The following is a 17045-nucleotide window of genomic DNA, read 5'->3' on the forward strand; positions in this document are numbered from 1 at the left end:
GGCCGCAGCCCGAAGGACCGGGCGATTCAATCCTTCCAGCGCAACCGGTGAAGTTGGAAGGCTCGCAGTAGGTCGTCGTCTTCGTTGAAGATCGGGTCAGGGGCCGCTGGGGATAGTTGCCGACTGATTGGGTCGTCGCCTGGCCGTTCGAAAATGGCCCACATGGCCAGCTCGTCGCCATGCCGAGATGCGAATCGCACTCCATCGAGGAGAAGCCGGCCGTCGTCGCCGGCATGCGCGTACAAATGCTTCGCGACCCGTTGGGTCAGTTCGCGCGGCTCGGCGCTCTTGAGTGCTGCCGCGTCGAAGTCCGGGTATCCGAGCTTGTCCGCGAGCCGGAGAAAATGCGGGCGAAGGGCAGCAATCGTCTGCGATGCGCGCACATCAGCGTAGACGCCGTCCAGGGTCGCGAAGCCGATCCGCTTTCTGCTAAACCAATCGCGGGGTATCTCACTCGCCGGAGGGACGGGGAACTCGGTCAGGTCGTCGGGATCTTCCACGATGCCAACGGCGTTGACCACGTCGACGTCACCCACGCGATCCGGGCGAGCGTAGGCAAGCACCTCCACGAAGCACGCGTAGCGGCTATCGCCAGCGTAAACGGTACGGAAAACCCGATCGATGTCGTCCCATCGGTTGGTAAAGGCGTACTCCTTATCGACCCACATCCACGGCTCGGGGGCGCGCCCAATCCGCCACACAGCCGCGTGGGCAGCGTCGACCGTCCTGATCGGCAACAACTCCATCAAGCGCCGACGAAGGCAGTCGCCGCAGCGAGCACCCGCGGGCCCGCGTCGTCGAAATCATCCTCGCGCAGCATCCGCGCGGGCGACCGATCGCCCAACATCGGATTCATACCCTGGAACCAGGTCGGGACGATTCCCACACCCTCACTCGCACGAATCAGCGTCACCACTCGGTGCGCCAGACGCAACCGCTGCTCGGCCGCCGGCGCCGGCCGCCGTCCGGTTGTGACCCATTCACGGACCGTTCGAGTCTCCGTCACGGCCGCGATATACGCGACCAGTTTCGCACCCAGCACATGACGCAAATCATCGACGATCTGCGGCATGTCCTGCCGAATCGAGTCGTTATACGCCCTCAGACTCACTGTCGCGATGGATTCCATACACCCATCATCGCACATCCACCCTCAAATGCACCACTATGAAACCACCCTCAATACCAGCCTCAATACCTTGCAACGCAGGTACGAGGAGGTAGTCAGCAGACCGACGGGAAGAAGTGCCGCACGCCCTACAATTACCGGGAGAGCCCGCCGCGGTCCCGCTGTTGCACGCCGCTCTTACTACTGCGGCGAGGTTTAGCGGCCTTGCCCGACTGGGAGATGACTGCCTCTCGCGGGTGTTTGGCGTTTTCACCGTCTGCGAGGATTCGGGCGTTGATCGTCTTCTGGTCGGCCTTGCCTTCAAGGCTCGCGGCGAATCGCGCGCGCCGCTCTGAGCTGTCGTATTCCAGTTCCCCCGAGCCGCGCTCGACGCGTGTCTGGTCGGTAGCTTCGGTGGCCCGTTTGCGCTCCTCATCGCGAGTGTTGAGGTCCGAGCTGTCGGCTCCGTCGAGGTCGCTGGTATTCCAGTCTCGATCGGCCGCTTCCTGAGCCTCACGCTCATAACGGTCGGCGTTGGCGAAGAGGAGCTGGCTCGCGGTGAGGTCGTCGCCCGCTCGCTGCCGCTCGGTAACGGCATCGGCACGGTCGCGTTCTGCGTCCCGGAGCGCTGCAGCTACGGCAGCGGGGTCCGCTTCGGGGGAGTCGATGTCGATGCCGTAGCGTTCCTGCACTTCGTGTTTGATGGTGTCGCCGGCGTCATGGGCAACGTCGTCGAAGTCGCGCCAGGCCGCGGCAGTCTCGTGCACACCGGCGATGTCCTCGGGGCTGGCTTGATTCCACCACTCGGGTTGCGCGACCGGTGCGAGGCTGGCTCGGGCGGCTCCACGCTCAGCCTCAAAGCGTGCTTCCAGCTCGCGCGCCTCCTGGGTTGCGCTTGCTTCGCGCTGTCGCGCCAGCTGCTCGCGCAGCCGGGCGATACGTTCTCCAAACTGCGACGCAACGGTCAGTGCGATGCGCAGCGAATCGTCGAACATCTCGCCCACACCGTCTGTTTCTTCGGCCATGATCTTCCTTTCGTCTAGTCTCTGCCCAGACCGTCACGCTCGCGCGGAGTGGCTGGAGTCTTACGCTTGGTGGGTTGCAGCGTGGTTGGCACCGGCAAACCGGTCCCCGGCGCCGCGAGACCGTCGGTCGCCTGTCGCACGACGACCGGAATGTCCGCTGTCTGTGTCCGTGAGTCCGGCTGTGCGGACTTGCTGGGCAGCATCGGCAGGCGGTCGGTGACTGCGGCGAATTGGTTACGCAGCATCATCGTGACGTGCTCGGCCCGGCGGGCGTCACCGACCGCGCTGTGCATGTCAAGAATCGCCACGGACACACGGCCCAGCTGCCGGAGCATGATTGCCTCAGCCATCGTGCCCTGACCACCGCTGGCTGCCTGCATGAGAATCATGGCGGCGTTCGACGCTGACCCCAGCTGGGCCGGTTTTGGCCGTGACTGGTAGGCCCGAAGGTGCGCTGACCGGGCCAGCTCCCGGGACGTCTGCGCGAGGGGTCCGGGTGTCGCCTCGACGCGCTGCGACCACGCGGCGAAAGCACCGGCCGTCTCGCGGGCGATATGCGCCCACGTAGCCCGATCCGTCACGGGAACGTCGCGGAGCTGCTTGCGGAGCTGCCCGATCTCGTCGCTGTACTGCTTCCACATCTCCGGGGACGGCATCGACTCTTCCCGGCCCGGTGCGACAGGTCGATACTCCCACGGGTTCTTCGCCGTGGCCCGCCATTCATCCACGGCCCCCTGCGCCGTCTGGGGGCTATCTGGCCAGCCCTCCCGGAGCCTGGGCAAAGTGAGGTCACGGGCCAGTCGGCCACCCCCATACCAAATCGGCTTCTCCCCACCCGTCGGCCGCACCGCTACCGAATAGCCGGCAACAACGTCATCGCGCCCGGCGGCGTAGCGAGGCCGGATGAGCACTCCACCACGGCGCAGCCGGCGAACGAATTCGCCCTCGTCCACCGACGCGGTCGCCGCCGCCCGGACAGAACGCTCCAACTTGTGGGCATCCACCTCAACGGCGCTCGAACGCGCGGCGCGCTCACGCTCGGCAGGCTTCACGCCGCGCTCTCCAAGACCCACCCCACGGCTCTCCAACTGCTCGAGCCCATAGTCCCGTTCAAGATCGCGGCACACCTCCTGGGCGCGCGTAAAATCATTATGCGTCGTCGCTTTCGTACCGTCCTCCCGCACCAAAGTCACCGCCAGGTGAATGTGATCGTTGCCGTTCGTGGACAGTCCGTGACGCACCGCGACCCAACGGCACGCGGCCTTACCGCTCGCTTCGGTGAAGCCCATCCGATCAGCGAAGTCCTCTGCGATCGTTCCCCACTTCTCATCCGAGAGCTGTCCCTCTGCGGCGCGCAACGACAGCGAGCAATGCCACACATCCCCGGCAACACGTTTACTCGTCACCTCGCCCGTAACAGGGTCAGAATCCTTCACCATACGCAATACTTCAACGTCGAACGCACGACGTGGAGCGTCCAGGCTCCGCGCAATCGCCAGGGCAGTGTTGGTGTCCAACACGCTGTAACCGTGCTGCGCCATGATCGCGGAGTCGCCAGCGACGAGGTGCTGTTCCTCATGCTCGTTGTGCCGCCCGCCCCCAGCCAGGTACACCATCAGGCCGCCCATCTGGCCGCCCCGCCGAATGTTCGGCATCATGACTCGGCCAACCTGTCAATAACATCCTCAACCTTGACGGCGAGCGCACGGTACTCAGCCACAACAGCGGCAGCAGTGTCAGGGAACGCACCCTCCGTATTGGCGAACTTCGCCAACTGGTTCACGTTGTTCGAGACATTCGCCATCAACCGGGTCACCACGAACAACTCCGCAATCGCACCCTGACGATCCGTCGTCGTCTCAATGTTCGCGTTCATCGCCGACTCAAACAACAACCGCGGCACCGTCACATCAGCAACCACCGCACGAGCCCGCAACTGAACATCCTCCTCAGCCGTCACGTACACCCGGTAACTCTTCTCTCGCCCGCCCTCAACATTGGCGCGGCGCTGACGACCAAACAAGCGACGCTCGTTCTTCTCCGTCATCGTGTTCGCCTCCTCTTGGCCCAGCGCAGCGACCCCGAAAATCGGGGACATACGTCAAGTATGCCAATTCCGGCGCGCGGCGTCCAGAATTTGAAGCCATTTACCACCGGTAAATGTATAGCTTGCTCCAAATCGGCACCGCCGGTATGGAGCGTTTCCGCCCTTGATGCTTCGATGAAACGAAGCTGAGACACACTCAGCCGAGGCGTGTGTCAGGCCTGTAATCTGGGGACCATGAGCGATGCGAATGTGAAACCAGAAGATGCAGCCGCGCGAGCGCGGGCAATCATTGAAGCGAACGTGGACACCCGCGTAGAAGCAGTACGCGTGCTCGCCGATGCCGGCAACGAATACGACAGCGCAGACCAGCAACTGAAGTTGGCGACCCTCGCTCACGAACACGCCTGGAGTGCAGCACTGGCCTCCGGATGGAGCGAAAAAGACCTCCGCGCTACCGGCGTCAAAGCACCCGGCCAGTCCACACCGAAGGCACGCAAACGACGCACCACCGCCCCGGTCACGACCCCACACACTGAGGCGTAGCCTCCGGCTCTTACCTGTAACGAACAAGCCCCGTCGAGCACAGCTCGACGGGGCTTGTTCGTGCAACTTCCGTTGCCTTTTCGGCTGTTTATCGTACGCATCATTCCTCTCTTGGCAAGGGCTTTCGCGGCATATCCTCACTCGCTCCGCTCCTTTGCGGTATTCCACGATCCCTGGCCAATTCACCCCTGACGCTGTAAAACGGCGTGCGCCAAAAGGCAATGGGGTTATAAGAGAGGACCACACCATGATCGAACCGCTAACCGTCTGCACACTGCCGAACTGCATGCAGTGCACGATGACCACCCGCGCACTCGACGCCGCCGACCTGCCGTACACCGTCATCGACCTCACAACGGATGCGCATGCCACCGACCTGATGCACCAGTTCGGCTACACCTCGGCGCCCGTTGTTGTTGCCCGCGTGCTGTCCTGGTCAGGCTTCCGGCCCGACTTGATCGCGAAGATCACGGCCCTACGCGACCACCCCACACTCGCCGGCAAGTAAGGCCTGGCGATGAAAATCAGCACCCCGCAGACAACCCCGCCCGTCAGCGACCTGGAACACCTAGCGCGGGCACGAAAATTTACGGCACGCCGCGACGGCCTTCGCTCCCACGGACGCCAGAGCTACACCTTCGCCAACACGCTCACAAAGGACCAAACCAATTGATCAAAGCGGCCTACACCTCACCAGCCTCACCCCTAATGACACCTGCTCAAACCAGCGATGCCCTGGGAATCTCACTCGAGAAACTCAGCACCCTGAGACACGGCAACACCGGACCCAAATACCACGCAATCGGCTGGGGCCTCGTGCGCTACAACACAGCAGACGTCATGCGCTGGCAAAAAACCCAAGCCGTGGCATAGAGCCATATTCTTGATCGCGGCAGATCACTTCAGCACCGAGCCCCGGTCCATCGCAAGTGGCTTTGCAGCTACGCGTGCGGCTCCTGGACTTCCCCCTCCCACCCCAAAGCCGCTGCGAGCTCATCGGCGCCTGGGAGCGCATTCTTCTCCGAAGGTGGCAAGGAATCATATGTATACGTGGACACTGCCATGGGAGAGCCCGAGCGCCCGAGTGCGTACCGGACTGTGTGATCGTTTCGATCGCCGCAGATAAGTATGCCAACGGTAGGCGCGTGAGCGTCTCTACGGAGCCTGTCGTCCACGAGCGAGACGTAGAAACCAAGTTTGCCAGCATGTTCCGGTTGGAACTTCCCCGTTTTGAGTTCGATGACAACGTACCGCAGTTGCTCAATATGAAAGAACAGTAAATCGAGATAAAAGTCATCGCCGGCAACGTCGAAATGTACCTGGCGGCCCACGAAAGCGAACCCAGTCCCAAGCTCGCGGAGAGTGTCCACGATCCGGTCCATCAGTGCTTGTTCCAGATCGCGTTCGGCCGCGTCTTCGGTCAAATTCAAAAAGTCGAAGACGTAAGGGTCTTTGGCGATCTGCCTGGCCAGATCGGAATCCGCGGGCGCCAACTCGGCGCTAAAGTTTGATGGCGCGGCGCCCGTTCTTTCAAGAGTGCGGTTCTTGATCTGATTCAGCAGGACATTGCGAGACCAACCATTTTTCACAGAAGCCGTGGCATACCACTCACGTGTGTCCTGATCCTCGAGCTTGTCCAGGAGCAGCCGAACGTGTCCCCACGGCAAATGTCCCACAGCCTGTGGGACATTTGCGTGTGCAGGCCAGGCCGCAGCAAGCGCCCTCATATATTGCAGATTGCTGCGGGACAACCCGGTCATCTGGGGAAACTCGACACGCAAATCCCCGGCCAAACGCTCGATCACGCCAGCGCCCCAACCTTGCTGCTCCTGCTCAGTGACGATGGCCCGGCCCAAAGACCAATACAGCTCGATGAGTTGAGTGTTGATCGTGCGTTGTGCATGTCCTTGAGCGTCTCGGACCCTTCGCTTCAGCCCGCCAAGAAACGCGGCGTATCCATCAGGGAGAACAATCTCAACACGAGCCATGCCTTCATTGTCTCCCGCCCAAGTTCACAGCACGGTCACTGGGCTTCCGACTAGAAGTGACTCGTTAGCGTCCGCCGATATAAACGCGAGCCGCCGCCATCACGTCCTTGGACCGCCCATCCGAGAGCGCCTCGGCCGGCGAAGCATCATCGAGCTGTGGGTTCATCCCCATGAACCAAGCTCGGGCGACTTCGGTCGGCTCAACCGAGATGAGCAATTCCAACACCTGGAACGTATCTCGCAGCACCTGCTCACTCGCATACGGCGGCCGAACCATCCCGCTTGCCCAACGAGCGATCGTGCGGGCCCCCTTGCCAACAATTACCCCTAGAAGCGCCTGGCCAAAAGCTCCCTGCAAAGCCAAAGCGATAGCAGCAACATCCAACCCCACAGATCGAGCATGAGCCGCATCGGCGGCGACGCGAGAACCAGAGCCACGTGCCATGTCACTCATAATGATCCACCCCCTGTGAATTGCCTCTTCGAGGCTTCTAACTTATCAGCACAGCAGGTTAGATGTTGGGTGATATGACAGGTGATATGTTGGGTGATATGTCGGGTGATATGTCGGGTGATATGACCGATAATCGCGATTATGACAAGTAGTAATGCATCTATTGCAGAATCTGCCGGATAGGGCTCCCCTAATGACCGACGCGACCGCCAAGGCTTACATCGAAGATGTACAACTAGTCGAACTAGGCAAGTGGCGGGGGCGGCGGGTCTACGAGAGCGTCGGCGCGCCACGCGGTGCGCCACTCCGCGGCATCCCAGCCATCCATGATGTAGATTCGCTCGTGCGCAACCCGGTCGCCCCTGAACTCCATCAGACTGACGGTGTACATCCATGGCGCGCCGTCGTAGCTGATCAGGTTCTCCACAACCACCAGGTCGGCACGATGAGTGATTCGTCGAGTGTGGAATTGAGCCTCGCTGGGTACTGCCGGCGCCATTCGCGGAAGTTCTCCACGCCTTCAAACCGTTCGCCAGACTGAGGGAACTCCAGCACAGTGTCGTCGTGGTAGATCTCTTGGGCGACGTCCTCGTCCTTGCCTGAGTACTCCCAGTGACGCCGCAGAGCCTGCAGCAGGTCCGTCTTGTCGAGCATGACTCGCCTCCTCGGACCGAAACTATAGTAACTTTAGACTCCTTGCATGACAATGGGTCGAACTTACTGAGCGACATGTACGAGCTCCGCGCAGCGGGCGGTCCAGGCCAGCCAAGGGCTTTTGGGACTCAGGACCCTGCACGGAATTCGTGACGTGGTCACCCTTCGAGGGCTCTGCTTTGTGCCAGAGTTCGATAAGGTCGGGCCGGATGTCGGCCCAGTGGTCCACGGCCACGAGTGGTGCCGCGCTGCAGCCGACAAACTCGGCCGGTGCATCGACGCTAAACTGGCCAAAAAATGGGGGGACCATGAAGATCCGTTTCGTCGCACCCGCGGCCGCTTTATTACTACTGACTTTGACGGGGTGCACCAACGACACCGGCAAAAATACTTCGCCAAAGGAACAGGAGCCGGCTGCAACTGCAGAGTCAGCCGCAGCAGCCTACGAGTTGACCACCGCTTGCGCTTCCGCCTTCTCAAAGGCGGAAGTCGACCTGCACACCATGTACGACAGCGGCCTTGAGGACGACGAGGCCGCATTTACGGCAGCGTTAGATCCTCTTTTTTACGCGTGCGAAAGCCCCGCTGACCTCTACGCTGGCGGTGTCGAACACCCGTTCGTATACGGCTTGACAGACGGTCTATACCTTGACAAGATGACGCTCAAAATATACTGCGGCGGCTATGAAGCGACGTCGGCGTGCACGGACATGGATTCGTTCCAGCCCTGAGTTACAGCTCAACTGTGATCGTGGGGCCGTCGAACGGAAACACGAGCGCCTGCTCGAGCGCCAGAGGGTGGAGCGAGAGCCCGCACGCGAACCCTCCACCGCCGGCGTATGTGCCACGGACATCCGCGGCAACCGGCGTCTCGATGTTCTCTGTGATCTGAACGTCTGTGAACACCGCGCCCATACGGTCGGCGATCGCATCTGTGCAGACGCTCGCCGGATCGTCGCCGCCGGAGCACCCGACTAGAGCAATAACGAGGGCGGCCGTGCCGATCGAAGCGGGGGCACGGTGATGCGATCGTCGGCTCATCCCCGCAGCCTATCCGCGCCACAACACAAAAAACCCTGGTTTGCCTCCCCCTTTAGGGAAACGAGCCGAGGCCGAGTTGTCACTCCTCTTACACTTTCGGCAGGCCGTTTGCCAACCACCGCGAGCCAATCTAAGGCGCGCGGTAGGTACTACCACTCAGACTCCGGGATGCCGGCAATTTCGAGAGAACAATACGCAACGGCCTCAGTCAAGCTAACTCCACGGTTGGCAATCGACCCTGGAATACACTTCATTACCGTCATCGAGTCCGGCGCGGGGTAACCCTTTTCGACAAGTCCCTTCTCGACCTTGAGGATCGAACTCCAGGCACTTCCACGGTTCGAATCCGTAAGACTCTCTCCGGCTGATTGCAGAGCCGCATCGGTAGCCACCTGAACCTCGTCGTAAGTGTGTCCACCCCCCAGAACGACACGCGCTTGCTCAATCGAGTCTGGGGCATCACCCGAGATTGGAGCTCCACCCGAGACTGAGCTACATCCCGTCAAAAGGAATCCGACTATCAGCAACCCGGCAGCAAGTGTCTTTGACCGCATCTCGCCAACCTCCATTATTTAATACCATCAGTCTGGCACGCGCACAGTTCGACTCAGGCTTACGCGAAGAGGTCGAGCGTCGCCTCTATCACCGCGATGAGGCGCCGCGATTCACCCTGAGTTCTGGATCGCCGAATTGAGCCACCTACGAAACTCATTCGGATCGACATATGACTCCTATCTGGCCGATAAATGTCCTCATATAGGTCCATCAATCGGCGGTGAACGACCAGGTGTCGAGCACGACCTGTATAGCGCCGAACAAGTTTCATAACCCATGGCTTAGAGGACGCTTTGGTTATGCAGCATCTGGCAAGGGCCCAAGGCATCGTGAAAATCGCATTTCGGCATAAGTCCGCGATCTATTGCCTGACAAGCTCGGTAATTCGGCGCAACCACTTCTTCAGGTCGCCGCGGGGATCGGTAGCGTCGACCAACTCATCGGTCATGCGTTCGACTGCCTCGCTGTTCAACCATGACTTGGCGCTGTTGGACTTACTTTTCTTCTTAGCCTTCTCTACGTCCTCCCAAGCGCCCGCATCTTCAACACTGGCGTGAACTACTTGAGCACACATAAGCGGCACAGAATCCCACATATCTACGGTCACAAACGCATACTCAGGCCGCGCAGCCACGATGGCATCAAGATGGAGATAATTCTCAAGCTCACGGCGCTCCGTGTGAACGGCCTCTACACCGGCAAGCAGGTTGTGCTCATCCTCGTAGGTCTTGTACTTGGGATGGGCGGGCGGGCGGGTGTCTCTGTCGAAAAGGTGAAATTCCGGCACAGATAGGTGGCGGAGACGTGATACCCATAACGCGACATTGCTGCCGCCCGCAGGCACAAAAATGAGTTCACCGCGCTCCTCAAGCGCACCTAAATCGGCGATCGACGGATCTGTTTTGGAAAGTGTTCGAGAAATTAGTGCCAGAAAAGACATGTCGTGTTTTCCTTCGACACCGACGAAGACCTTCACCCGGTGGTCGGGTAAAATCCCCAGTGCGTGCGCGACAGCCCTAAAAGTTTCGTCCCCGCCAGGTAGCACTTGCCGCCCGCCGGATTCTGGAACGTGAATGTAACGAAGCGATTTTTCGGGAATCAAACGGCCCAATGTAGGCGTGTGCGTAGTCAGGATCACTTGGCTCCCTTCGCGCTCGGCAATATCCCGCACGGCGCTGAGCAGAGCGCGCTGTTGATCTGGATGCTGCCCTGTCTCAGGTTCTTCGATTGCGTAAATGACGTTTGCGCCGGCACTCTTCAACTCTGCTTGAGCTTGGAGAAATCCCAAGAGCACCATTCGTCGTACACCGCTACCTCTCTTGTTTAGCGGAACGTCCGATTCGCCATGAAGCGAGACTTTGAAGACCGACTCCCACTTCAGGTCCTCCCCGATTCGTGGATACAGTCCCTCCGCAATCGATGGCGACATAGCCCTGATCTTCTCGATTGTCTTAGTGACCAAGAGCTCGAGCTGGTCTGTCACCGACTTCGCTACGGCATCCAGTGCCGGTTTCTGACCAGCGATTGCGATCTCAACTGCCGCCCGCATGGGGTCTTGGGCTTCGACGTCCTGATCGGTACTGGGACGGTCGGCCGCAAACAGGAAGAAAGAAGGTAGCTCCTGCTGTATTTTGCTATAGATCTCTTTCGTACCCTCGATACTGACAGGAATAAGGCGCTCCTCGAGCTTCAGATCAAGGAACGATCCCCGTATCGCGGCGCGCAACTCGGCGTTGACGCTCGCGTTCACCTCGCTTAAGTCCACTGCCAATTCATTGGCGCGCTTGCTGAGGTTGGGTCTGGTGAGCGTTAACAGGTCACCCGCGCCTTCAACACTCGGGTGGTAGGCACGCAGGTACACTTTTTTGCTTGGGGCTTTCGATGTCCCGTCAAAGACCTGCACCACTTCCAACACGCCTTCCTGATTCAGGAGATGCTCCGCGGAGAGAGTGGTCCTGTTCGTCGAATCGATAATTAGCTCGTCTGGCAAATCTCCGAACTGACACGAAATCGTCATAGCGGTGCGTTCACCATGCTTGCTCGCGTCATCGCGGTCTGGCTTACGAGTCCCAAAGAAAATGGCCAAGGCCTCAAGAACAGTCGATTTACCGGCGTCATTTTGCCCGATCAGAGCCACGAACTTGCCTAAGGGGATGTGTACCCGATCGCGGTAGCATCGGAAATTTTCTAAGGAGACGCCAATTAGCTGCATAGGTACAGTTTCGACGCGCGCTGCATCGGAGTCTCTACCCCTCTTCGGGATAGCCGCGCATGGCGATCTACATTGAACCTCGGCCCATGCAACGGTTTTAACGAAATGAGGAACGGAAAGACCGCACAACTATGTGGCGATTCCTTGTTTTCGACGTCTGCGCCCAGCCCTACGCTTGGAATTGCCGCACATGGCGGCAAACCACGGCAAGGAGCTTGAAATGCGCGTATCTCCGTACCACTCCTCGAATGCAACCGATCCCGACGTTCACCACACTCACAACAACTGCCCCAGTGGACAGCAGATCCCCGCCTCTAACAAGCGGCCCGGCACCAATAACTGGCCGCTTTGTAAGCACTGCGCCAGCATGTAATCGAAAAGGGGAGGCACCACCGGTGCCTCCCCTGATAGCTCTGCAGAAGCGTCAGCGCCCAGCCTCCGGCACTCCGCGACCATCGCCTGAATTACAGGCTTGTGGAGTTTGGTGATAAATGGCGGCGTTCCGTGGCCGCACGATGTCGCATTACCGGGCTTCGAGTCGTCCTACATCAACCTGTTCTGAGGCAGCGAGGTTCCAAGACAAGCTGGCACGAATAGGACGAAGACGCGTCAAAGATAGTCGGGCTACTGTAGGCCTTGGATAATGTCCCAAAGACCTAAGATTTCTGGCGGCAAAGCGGATGCTAGTCTCCCACTTGCTACCCCTTTATCGGTCGCCCATTCACGCGACTGATTGAAGAAAATAAATAGCCCGACAATGGTGCCGATGGCGAAGCCCGGTAATCCGAGCACGAAGAGAAAAGCCGCAGCAATCACACCTAATACTGAGATAGTTACTCGCAGTGTTCGTCTACCGTTGAGCGCCACGTATTCGGACTTTTCCCGTTCTAAGTCATCTCTTTCCGACCGGAGGCGGTCTATCTCGGTTTGCGACGTGAGCGCCGATAGCTCCGCGGTTGCTCTTGCGGAGGATGCTACGGACAGCTCGGCAACGCTGCGCGTGACAGTATCAGCCATTCGCTTCCTTTCGGTAACGAACGCGTTTCGCTGCACATTAGCTGCAATAGCCTGACGGTTCGACCGCTTGTTGGCAACGAATGTCGAAATCGACTCTCCGTTTTGCGGCACGCCAGACGATGCCCCGTCGAGGAGATCAACGAGCGTCAGTTGCGCCACTCTGATGTCGGTTTCTGTCACTGACCCTTGAGAAAGGGTCTGAGCGAGATCGAGTGCAATGTCGGGCGGATATTTGACCGCAATCCGCAAAACCGCTTCTTGTCGTAAAAATGAAGCGGCTGCCTCGATGAGTTCTCGAACCTCTGGCGCTGGCGCCGATTCCGTAACGAGGGTTGCCCATTGTCCGGGGCTTAGAACTAGCGGTTCTAGATCACGACTGTTGGCTTTGCGATATGCAGGAGAGAGTTTTCGGTCGTGGGTGATGATCCATCCGCCTGGCCAAAGATTTGTCTGATCTCGAGAGGATCGCCTCCGTGCTCTCCACACAAGTTCCATCGACTCGGCGTCTCGGGCAATCTGCCTGGCTCCTCGATTGCTGGATGTGTTAGTGATCACCTCTGTGAGTTCAACAATTAATTTGTCCACGTTCTGACGAGCGATGTTCTCATGGCCTCTGACCGTTATTCCAAGTGATGACAACTCGGACTCGATTCCCCGAGCTCGTCGAGCAAAGTCATCCCAGGTTCTGTATTGGCCGGCTTCTGCGGCTTCAAGGAAGAGTTCGAGTACCTGTTCATTGACGCTGCTCGCATAGACACGTGCGCTAACTCCCCCTTGCAAGGATTGCAAGAGTCCCGGGATGTGCTGGCCTTCTACTCGATCAATGACTTCATTCAATTCATTCAGAACATGTTGGGGAACAATTACCTCCATACCTAATTCGAGGGAGAGGCGAACGACTGAGGTAAGGTGCGCCGCGGTGTCGTCTGGGCCTAGGTATGCAACCAGCACTGGGGTGTCAAGGACAATGCGCTGGCCGACGAGAGATCCAAGGTCATTTTGTGCTGATGCCCGGGAACGACCGGCGACTATCGAGTGCAGAACGCAGCTGGTTGCTACGTAGTTGACGATCTCGTTTCCAAATGGATCTGACTCATCAACTGCCGCTAATAGACAAGCCCCTAGGAATTCTCTTGTTCCCTCCGGGGAGTCCAGACGATTGATGGCCTCTCGCATCTGCGACCCATCAAGAGAAACTGGACGCACATTCCCACTCGCAGCTCTATTGATGGCTCCGCCGTACGCATCTGGACTGGTTATGATCGCATCCGAGAAGATTCGAAGGAGGATCGCTGCCCACAGGTCCGCCTGCTCACCAGTCACACCGCCAAAGTCTTGTGTTGCACGCTCCTGGATTTGAGCGGCCAGCCGGCCCAATGCGTCGGAATACCAGGATTGCGTCGCCTGGATCTCGACCATTCCGGCCTGGGTCAATGCCCAGCCCGTTCCGGTTGAGGCTTGCTGAGTCGTTATGACCCCGCCTCGCTGAGCGTACGAGAGCGCGTTCTCAATCTTCTCGATGGATAGATGTGCTCCCGGCCAGATCAAGTTGACCCCTGAATGGATCGCGCTGAGAGGCGCCGGCCCCGAGGAGAGGACCTCAACACACGTAGAAACCAGCAGCTCCTGTTCGTTTGCTATTCGCTCTGAACTCAGCAGCACGTGGGCGGCCGAAAGCATGTCCCGCCCCGTGCTCTCATGCTCATCCAGCGTTGTAATCGACTCGTTCATCACGCCCCCTGTTCCAAGATCATCTTGGCAGCGACGCGCGACAGTAGTTTCCGCTAAAGACGTGGCGCGGGAGCGACTACGAGCAAATTCATCAATCTCATAACCCTACAGATACAAGACGTCTCACCGCCGGGACCCGCGTTTCTTCAAAATCGCTGGAATCTGGCGACTCGCCGATTCTCATAACCACGTCGCATAACCACATGCTTGAACTGTGGTGTTCACCGTTAGTTGTGAGACACCCCCGGAGCAGAAATGACGAAACTGATCGGTTACGCGCGCGTCCACACGATAGCTGTCCCCCGACCGACTCCGGATCGATATCCTCGCCGTTAGCGTCCGGCGCGACGACCTATACGTCGACAACGGTATCTCCGGTATCTCCGGTATCCGAGCATCACTGCCCCAGTTCAACGCAGAACATGCTCGCCTTCCGGACAAGCCACCACGCATAAGGTCGCGGCGCTACTGTGAAACCACCCCCAGCATTCGCCTTCGCCGGTGTCTGCTTTCAAACACGCGTGAAGTCTTTTTCACTCGATCACGGCCGGCTGCCTGTCCATCCGTACAAGCTGATGTAACAACATTCGCCAACTTGGTGGGGGCTGGCAGGAACGTACCGGTTCGGACCGTCGGCAAAGAAGTGGGCTGGTGCAGCAGGAATCCGCCGCACCAGCCGGCCACCAGCCGGTGTCGCTTACCGCGAATGGTCAGGACAGGCACCACACGTAGATCTAGAAGATGACGACCGGCTTGAGCGTCACGCCGCTCTCGCTATCAGCAAAGGCCTCGTTAATATCAGCGAAGTCATACTTCTTGACAAGCTTGTCAAACGGGAACACGCCAGCCTCGTAAAGCGAGATCAGCTGAGGGATGAAGGTTTGCGGCACGGAGTCACCCTCGATCACCATGCTGATCTTGAGCCCGGTCAGCAGCAGACTGCCGATGTCGATCGGTGCCTCGGTGCCAGGCGCCGCCGCACCGACGAGGGCACCATGTCCAAGGACACCCAGGGATTTAGTCATCTGGGCGAAAACGAATTTGTTGCCAGTCGTATCGAGGGCGTAGTTCACCCCGCCACCGGTGATTTCACGAATCCGCGCGACCGCGTCCTCGTCCTTACTGTTAATGGTGTGGGTGGCGCCAAGCGTCTTGGCGAACTCGAGCCGGCTGTCGACGATGTCGACGGCGATGATCGTCGTGGCGTTAGCAACGACAGCCGCGAGAAGGCCGGACATTCCCACCGCTCCAGAGCCAAAGATGGCGATGCTACTGCCAGCTTCTGGCCGGAGAACGTTGAGCACGGCGCCCGCCCCGGTCTGAATGCCGCAACCAAGCGGACCCATAAGCTCCAACGGCGCATCCTTGGAAATCTTCACAACGCTGCGCTCGGCGACGTTACTGACCGAAGCAAACGACGACTGACCAAAGAAATGCGAGGAGACCGGTGTGCCATCGTCAGCAGTGAACGCGGTCGAACCATCGGGACGGGCACCACCGAAATCAAGGTCGTAGAGGTGGATGCAGTACGAGGGATGCCCAGAGACACAGGAAGAACACACCCCACAACTGGAAAAGCTCAGAAGCACGTGGTCGCCGACTTCGACACTCGTCACGCCCTCCCCAATAGCCTCGACGATCCCAGCACCTTCGTGGCCGAGCACTGCGGGCAGAGGGGTGGGATACAGCTGATCACGCACGATGGCATCAGTGTGACAGACACCCGAAGCGACCATACGCACCTGAACCTCCGTGGCGCGAGGCGCATCGAGAATGAGCTCCTGAATCACAAGTGGCTCGCCCTTGGCGAGAGCGACAGCAGCGGTTACCTTCATTGAATGTATCCCTCCGGCCCGCGGCGCAATGTCGCGCTAGCCATTATCAGTCTGCTCTTTTTTCAGATCGGCCACAATTTGCTCTATCTGGAGAAAAGCTTCGCACCATCTGGTCTCAGCTCCCCCGATGGGGAGACATGGCGGTACAGGGTCTGCCGGGTGATGCCGAGCTCTTTGCAGAGGTCGCCTACTATCGTCTCTTTCTGACCCATCGCCGCCATAGCCAGGCGGATTTTGGCTGGCGTCATCTTGAACGGTCGCCCTCCGGTACGTCCGCGTGCACGAGCCGCGGCGAGCCCTGCGACAGTGCGTTCAGAAATCAGGGCCCGTTCAAACTCGGCAAGGGCAGCGAAGATCCCGAAGACAAGCTTCCCGGATGCGGTCGTGGTGTCGATCGCTGCGCCCTCGCCGGTGAGCACTTTGAGGCCAATGCCGCGGTCGGTGAGGTCATGGACGGTGTTGACTAGGTGGCGTAGGTCTCGGCCGAGTCGGTCGAGTTTCCACACCAGGAGCGTGTCGCCCTTTCGGAGCGCCTTCAGGCAGGCCACCAACTGCGGGCGGTCATCCTTTTTACCGGAGGCATGGTCCTCGTAGAAGTCGTTCGCCTCGACGCCGGCAACCAGAAGCGCATCGCGCTGAAGATCAGTGCTCTGCGACCCGTCAGCCTTCGAGACCCGCATGTACCCAACGAGCATGCTGACTCCTGTCATTTATACGTTCGATTACATGACAGAGTGATTGCGCTCTTGGGGAGGACAGAAACTGTCACACAACCAGTCATTTAGTCTCCGTATCGCAAGCGATGCAGAAACAGTCAAACGTGACGGATTCAGGA

Annotated in this window: 18 protein-coding genes; 4 read left to right on the forward strand and 14 right to left on the reverse strand. The window is 59.2% G+C overall.

All coding sequences use genetic code 11. From position 1 onward, the window contains the following. Positions 1-26: 26 nt before the first annotated feature. From CXY75_RS02800 to mobC, 5 genes are all read right to left on the reverse strand, one after another. Positions 27-746, reverse strand: coding sequence for an RES domain-containing protein (locus tag CXY75_RS02800; protein WP_104081338.1), 720 nt, complete (start codon positions 744-746; stop codon positions 27-29). Beyond that, positions 746-1072 carry a hypothetical protein gene (locus tag CXY75_RS02805; RefSeq protein WP_199182341.1) on the reverse strand — a complete coding sequence of 109 codons (327 nt, stop codon included), beginning with the start codon at positions 1070-1072 and terminating at the stop codon, positions 746-748. The genes CXY75_RS02800 and CXY75_RS02805 overlap by 1 nt, the downstream gene beginning before the upstream one ends. 191 nt (positions 1073-1263) lie before the next feature. Then, positions 1264-2133: a hypothetical protein gene (locus CXY75_RS02810; protein WP_104081340.1), complete on the reverse strand. Its 870-nt coding sequence runs from the start codon at positions 2131-2133 to the stop codon at positions 1264-1266. Between the two features lie 14 nt (positions 2134-2147). Continuing rightward, positions 2148-3791: a relaxase gene (locus CXY75_RS02815; RefSeq protein WP_104081341.1), complete on the reverse strand. Its 1644-nt coding sequence runs from the start codon at positions 3789-3791 to the stop codon at positions 2148-2150. Further along, complete coding sequence (gene mobC / locus CXY75_RS02820) at positions 3788-4231, reverse strand: plasmid mobilization relaxosome protein MobC (RefSeq protein ID WP_104081342.1); 444 nt, start codon at positions 4229-4231, stop codon at positions 3788-3790. Before mobC ends, CXY75_RS02815 begins: the two co-directional genes overlap by 4 nt. A gap of 183 nt (positions 4232-4414) precedes the next feature. Between mobC and CXY75_RS02825 the strand changes: the two genes are divergently transcribed. The 3 genes from CXY75_RS02825 to CXY75_RS19665 all read left to right on the forward strand — a co-directional run bounded on the left by CXY75_RS02825 (position 4415) and on the right by CXY75_RS19665 (position 5596). Continuing rightward, the gene (locus CXY75_RS02825; RefSeq protein WP_104081343.1) at positions 4415-4723 is read left to right on the forward strand and encodes a hypothetical protein; all 309 of its coding nucleotides are present in this window, start codon (positions 4415-4417) and stop codon (positions 4721-4723) included. Positions 4724-4970: 247 nt separating this feature from the next. After that, positions 4971-5231 (forward strand): glutaredoxin domain-containing protein, encoded by a 261-nt coding sequence (locus tag CXY75_RS02830; RefSeq protein WP_104081344.1) that lies wholly within the window; start codon positions 4971-4973, stop codon positions 5229-5231. 200 nt (positions 5232-5431) lie between these two features. Beyond that, entirely contained in the window at positions 5432-5596 is a 165-nt protein-coding gene (locus CXY75_RS19665; RefSeq protein WP_158251094.1) for a hypothetical protein, read from the forward strand. A 68-nt stretch (positions 5597-5664) separates the two neighbouring features. Here CXY75_RS19665 and CXY75_RS02835 read toward each other — a convergent pair whose 3' ends face one another. The 4 genes from CXY75_RS02835 to CXY75_RS02850 all read right to left on the reverse strand — a co-directional run bounded on the left by CXY75_RS02835 (position 5665) and on the right by CXY75_RS02850 (position 7819). Beyond that, entirely contained in the window at positions 5665-6711 is a 1047-nt protein-coding gene (locus tag CXY75_RS02835; RefSeq protein WP_104081345.1) for a YhcG family protein, read from the reverse strand. 64 nt (positions 6712-6775) lie between these two features. Then, the gene (locus tag CXY75_RS02840; protein WP_146069342.1) at positions 6776-7165 is read right to left on the reverse strand and encodes a hypothetical protein; all 390 of its coding nucleotides are present in this window, start codon (positions 7163-7165) and stop codon (positions 6776-6778) included. Positions 7166-7409: 244 nt separating this feature from the next. Next, positions 7410-7592 carry a hypothetical protein gene (locus tag CXY75_RS02845; RefSeq protein ID WP_104081347.1) on the reverse strand — a complete coding sequence of 61 codons (183 nt, stop codon included), beginning with the start codon at positions 7590-7592 and terminating at the stop codon, positions 7410-7412. Next, positions 7580-7819, reverse strand: a complete 240-nt coding sequence (locus tag CXY75_RS02850; RefSeq protein ID WP_104081348.1) for a hypothetical protein — start codon at positions 7817-7819, stop codon at positions 7580-7582. Before CXY75_RS02850 ends, CXY75_RS02845 begins: the two co-directional genes overlap by 13 nt. Before the next feature lie 308 nt (positions 7820-8127). On the opposite strand from CXY75_RS02850, the gene CXY75_RS02855 reads away from it, so the two are divergent. Further along, positions 8128-8550, forward strand: a complete 423-nt coding sequence (locus tag CXY75_RS02855) for a hypothetical protein (RefSeq protein ID WP_146069343.1) — start codon at positions 8128-8130, stop codon at positions 8548-8550. A gap of 1 nt (position 8551) precedes the next feature. On the opposite strand, the gene CXY75_RS02860 is transcribed toward CXY75_RS02855, so the two are convergent. From CXY75_RS02860 to CXY75_RS02890, 5 genes are all read right to left on the reverse strand, one after another. Then, positions 8552-8860 (reverse strand): hypothetical protein, encoded by a 309-nt coding sequence (locus tag CXY75_RS02860; RefSeq protein WP_104081350.1) that lies wholly within the window; start codon positions 8858-8860, stop codon positions 8552-8554. Between the two features lie 916 nt (positions 8861-9776). Further along, complete coding sequence (locus CXY75_RS02870; protein WP_104081352.1) at positions 9777-11627, reverse strand: ATP-binding protein; 1851 nt, start codon at positions 11625-11627, stop codon at positions 9777-9779. A gap of 624 nt (positions 11628-12251) precedes the next feature. Further along, complete coding sequence (locus CXY75_RS02875) at positions 12252-14375, reverse strand: hypothetical protein (protein ID WP_104081353.1); 2124 nt, start codon at positions 14373-14375, stop codon at positions 12252-12254. Positions 14376-15109: 734 nt separating this feature from the next. Beyond that, positions 15110-16210, reverse strand: coding sequence for an NAD(P)-dependent alcohol dehydrogenase (locus CXY75_RS02885; RefSeq protein WP_104081354.1), 1101 nt, complete (start codon positions 16208-16210; stop codon positions 15110-15112). 83 nt (positions 16211-16293) lie between these two features. Beyond that, positions 16294-16905 carry a recombinase family protein gene (locus CXY75_RS02890; protein WP_104081355.1) on the reverse strand — a complete coding sequence of 204 codons (612 nt, stop codon included), beginning with the start codon at positions 16903-16905 and terminating at the stop codon, positions 16294-16296. Between the last annotated feature and the right edge of the window lie 140 nt (positions 16906-17045).

Source organism: Cryobacterium sp. Y11, assembly GCF_002929535.1.
Taxonomy (GTDB): domain Bacteria; phylum Actinomycetota; class Actinomycetes; order Actinomycetales; family Microbacteriaceae; genus Cryobacterium.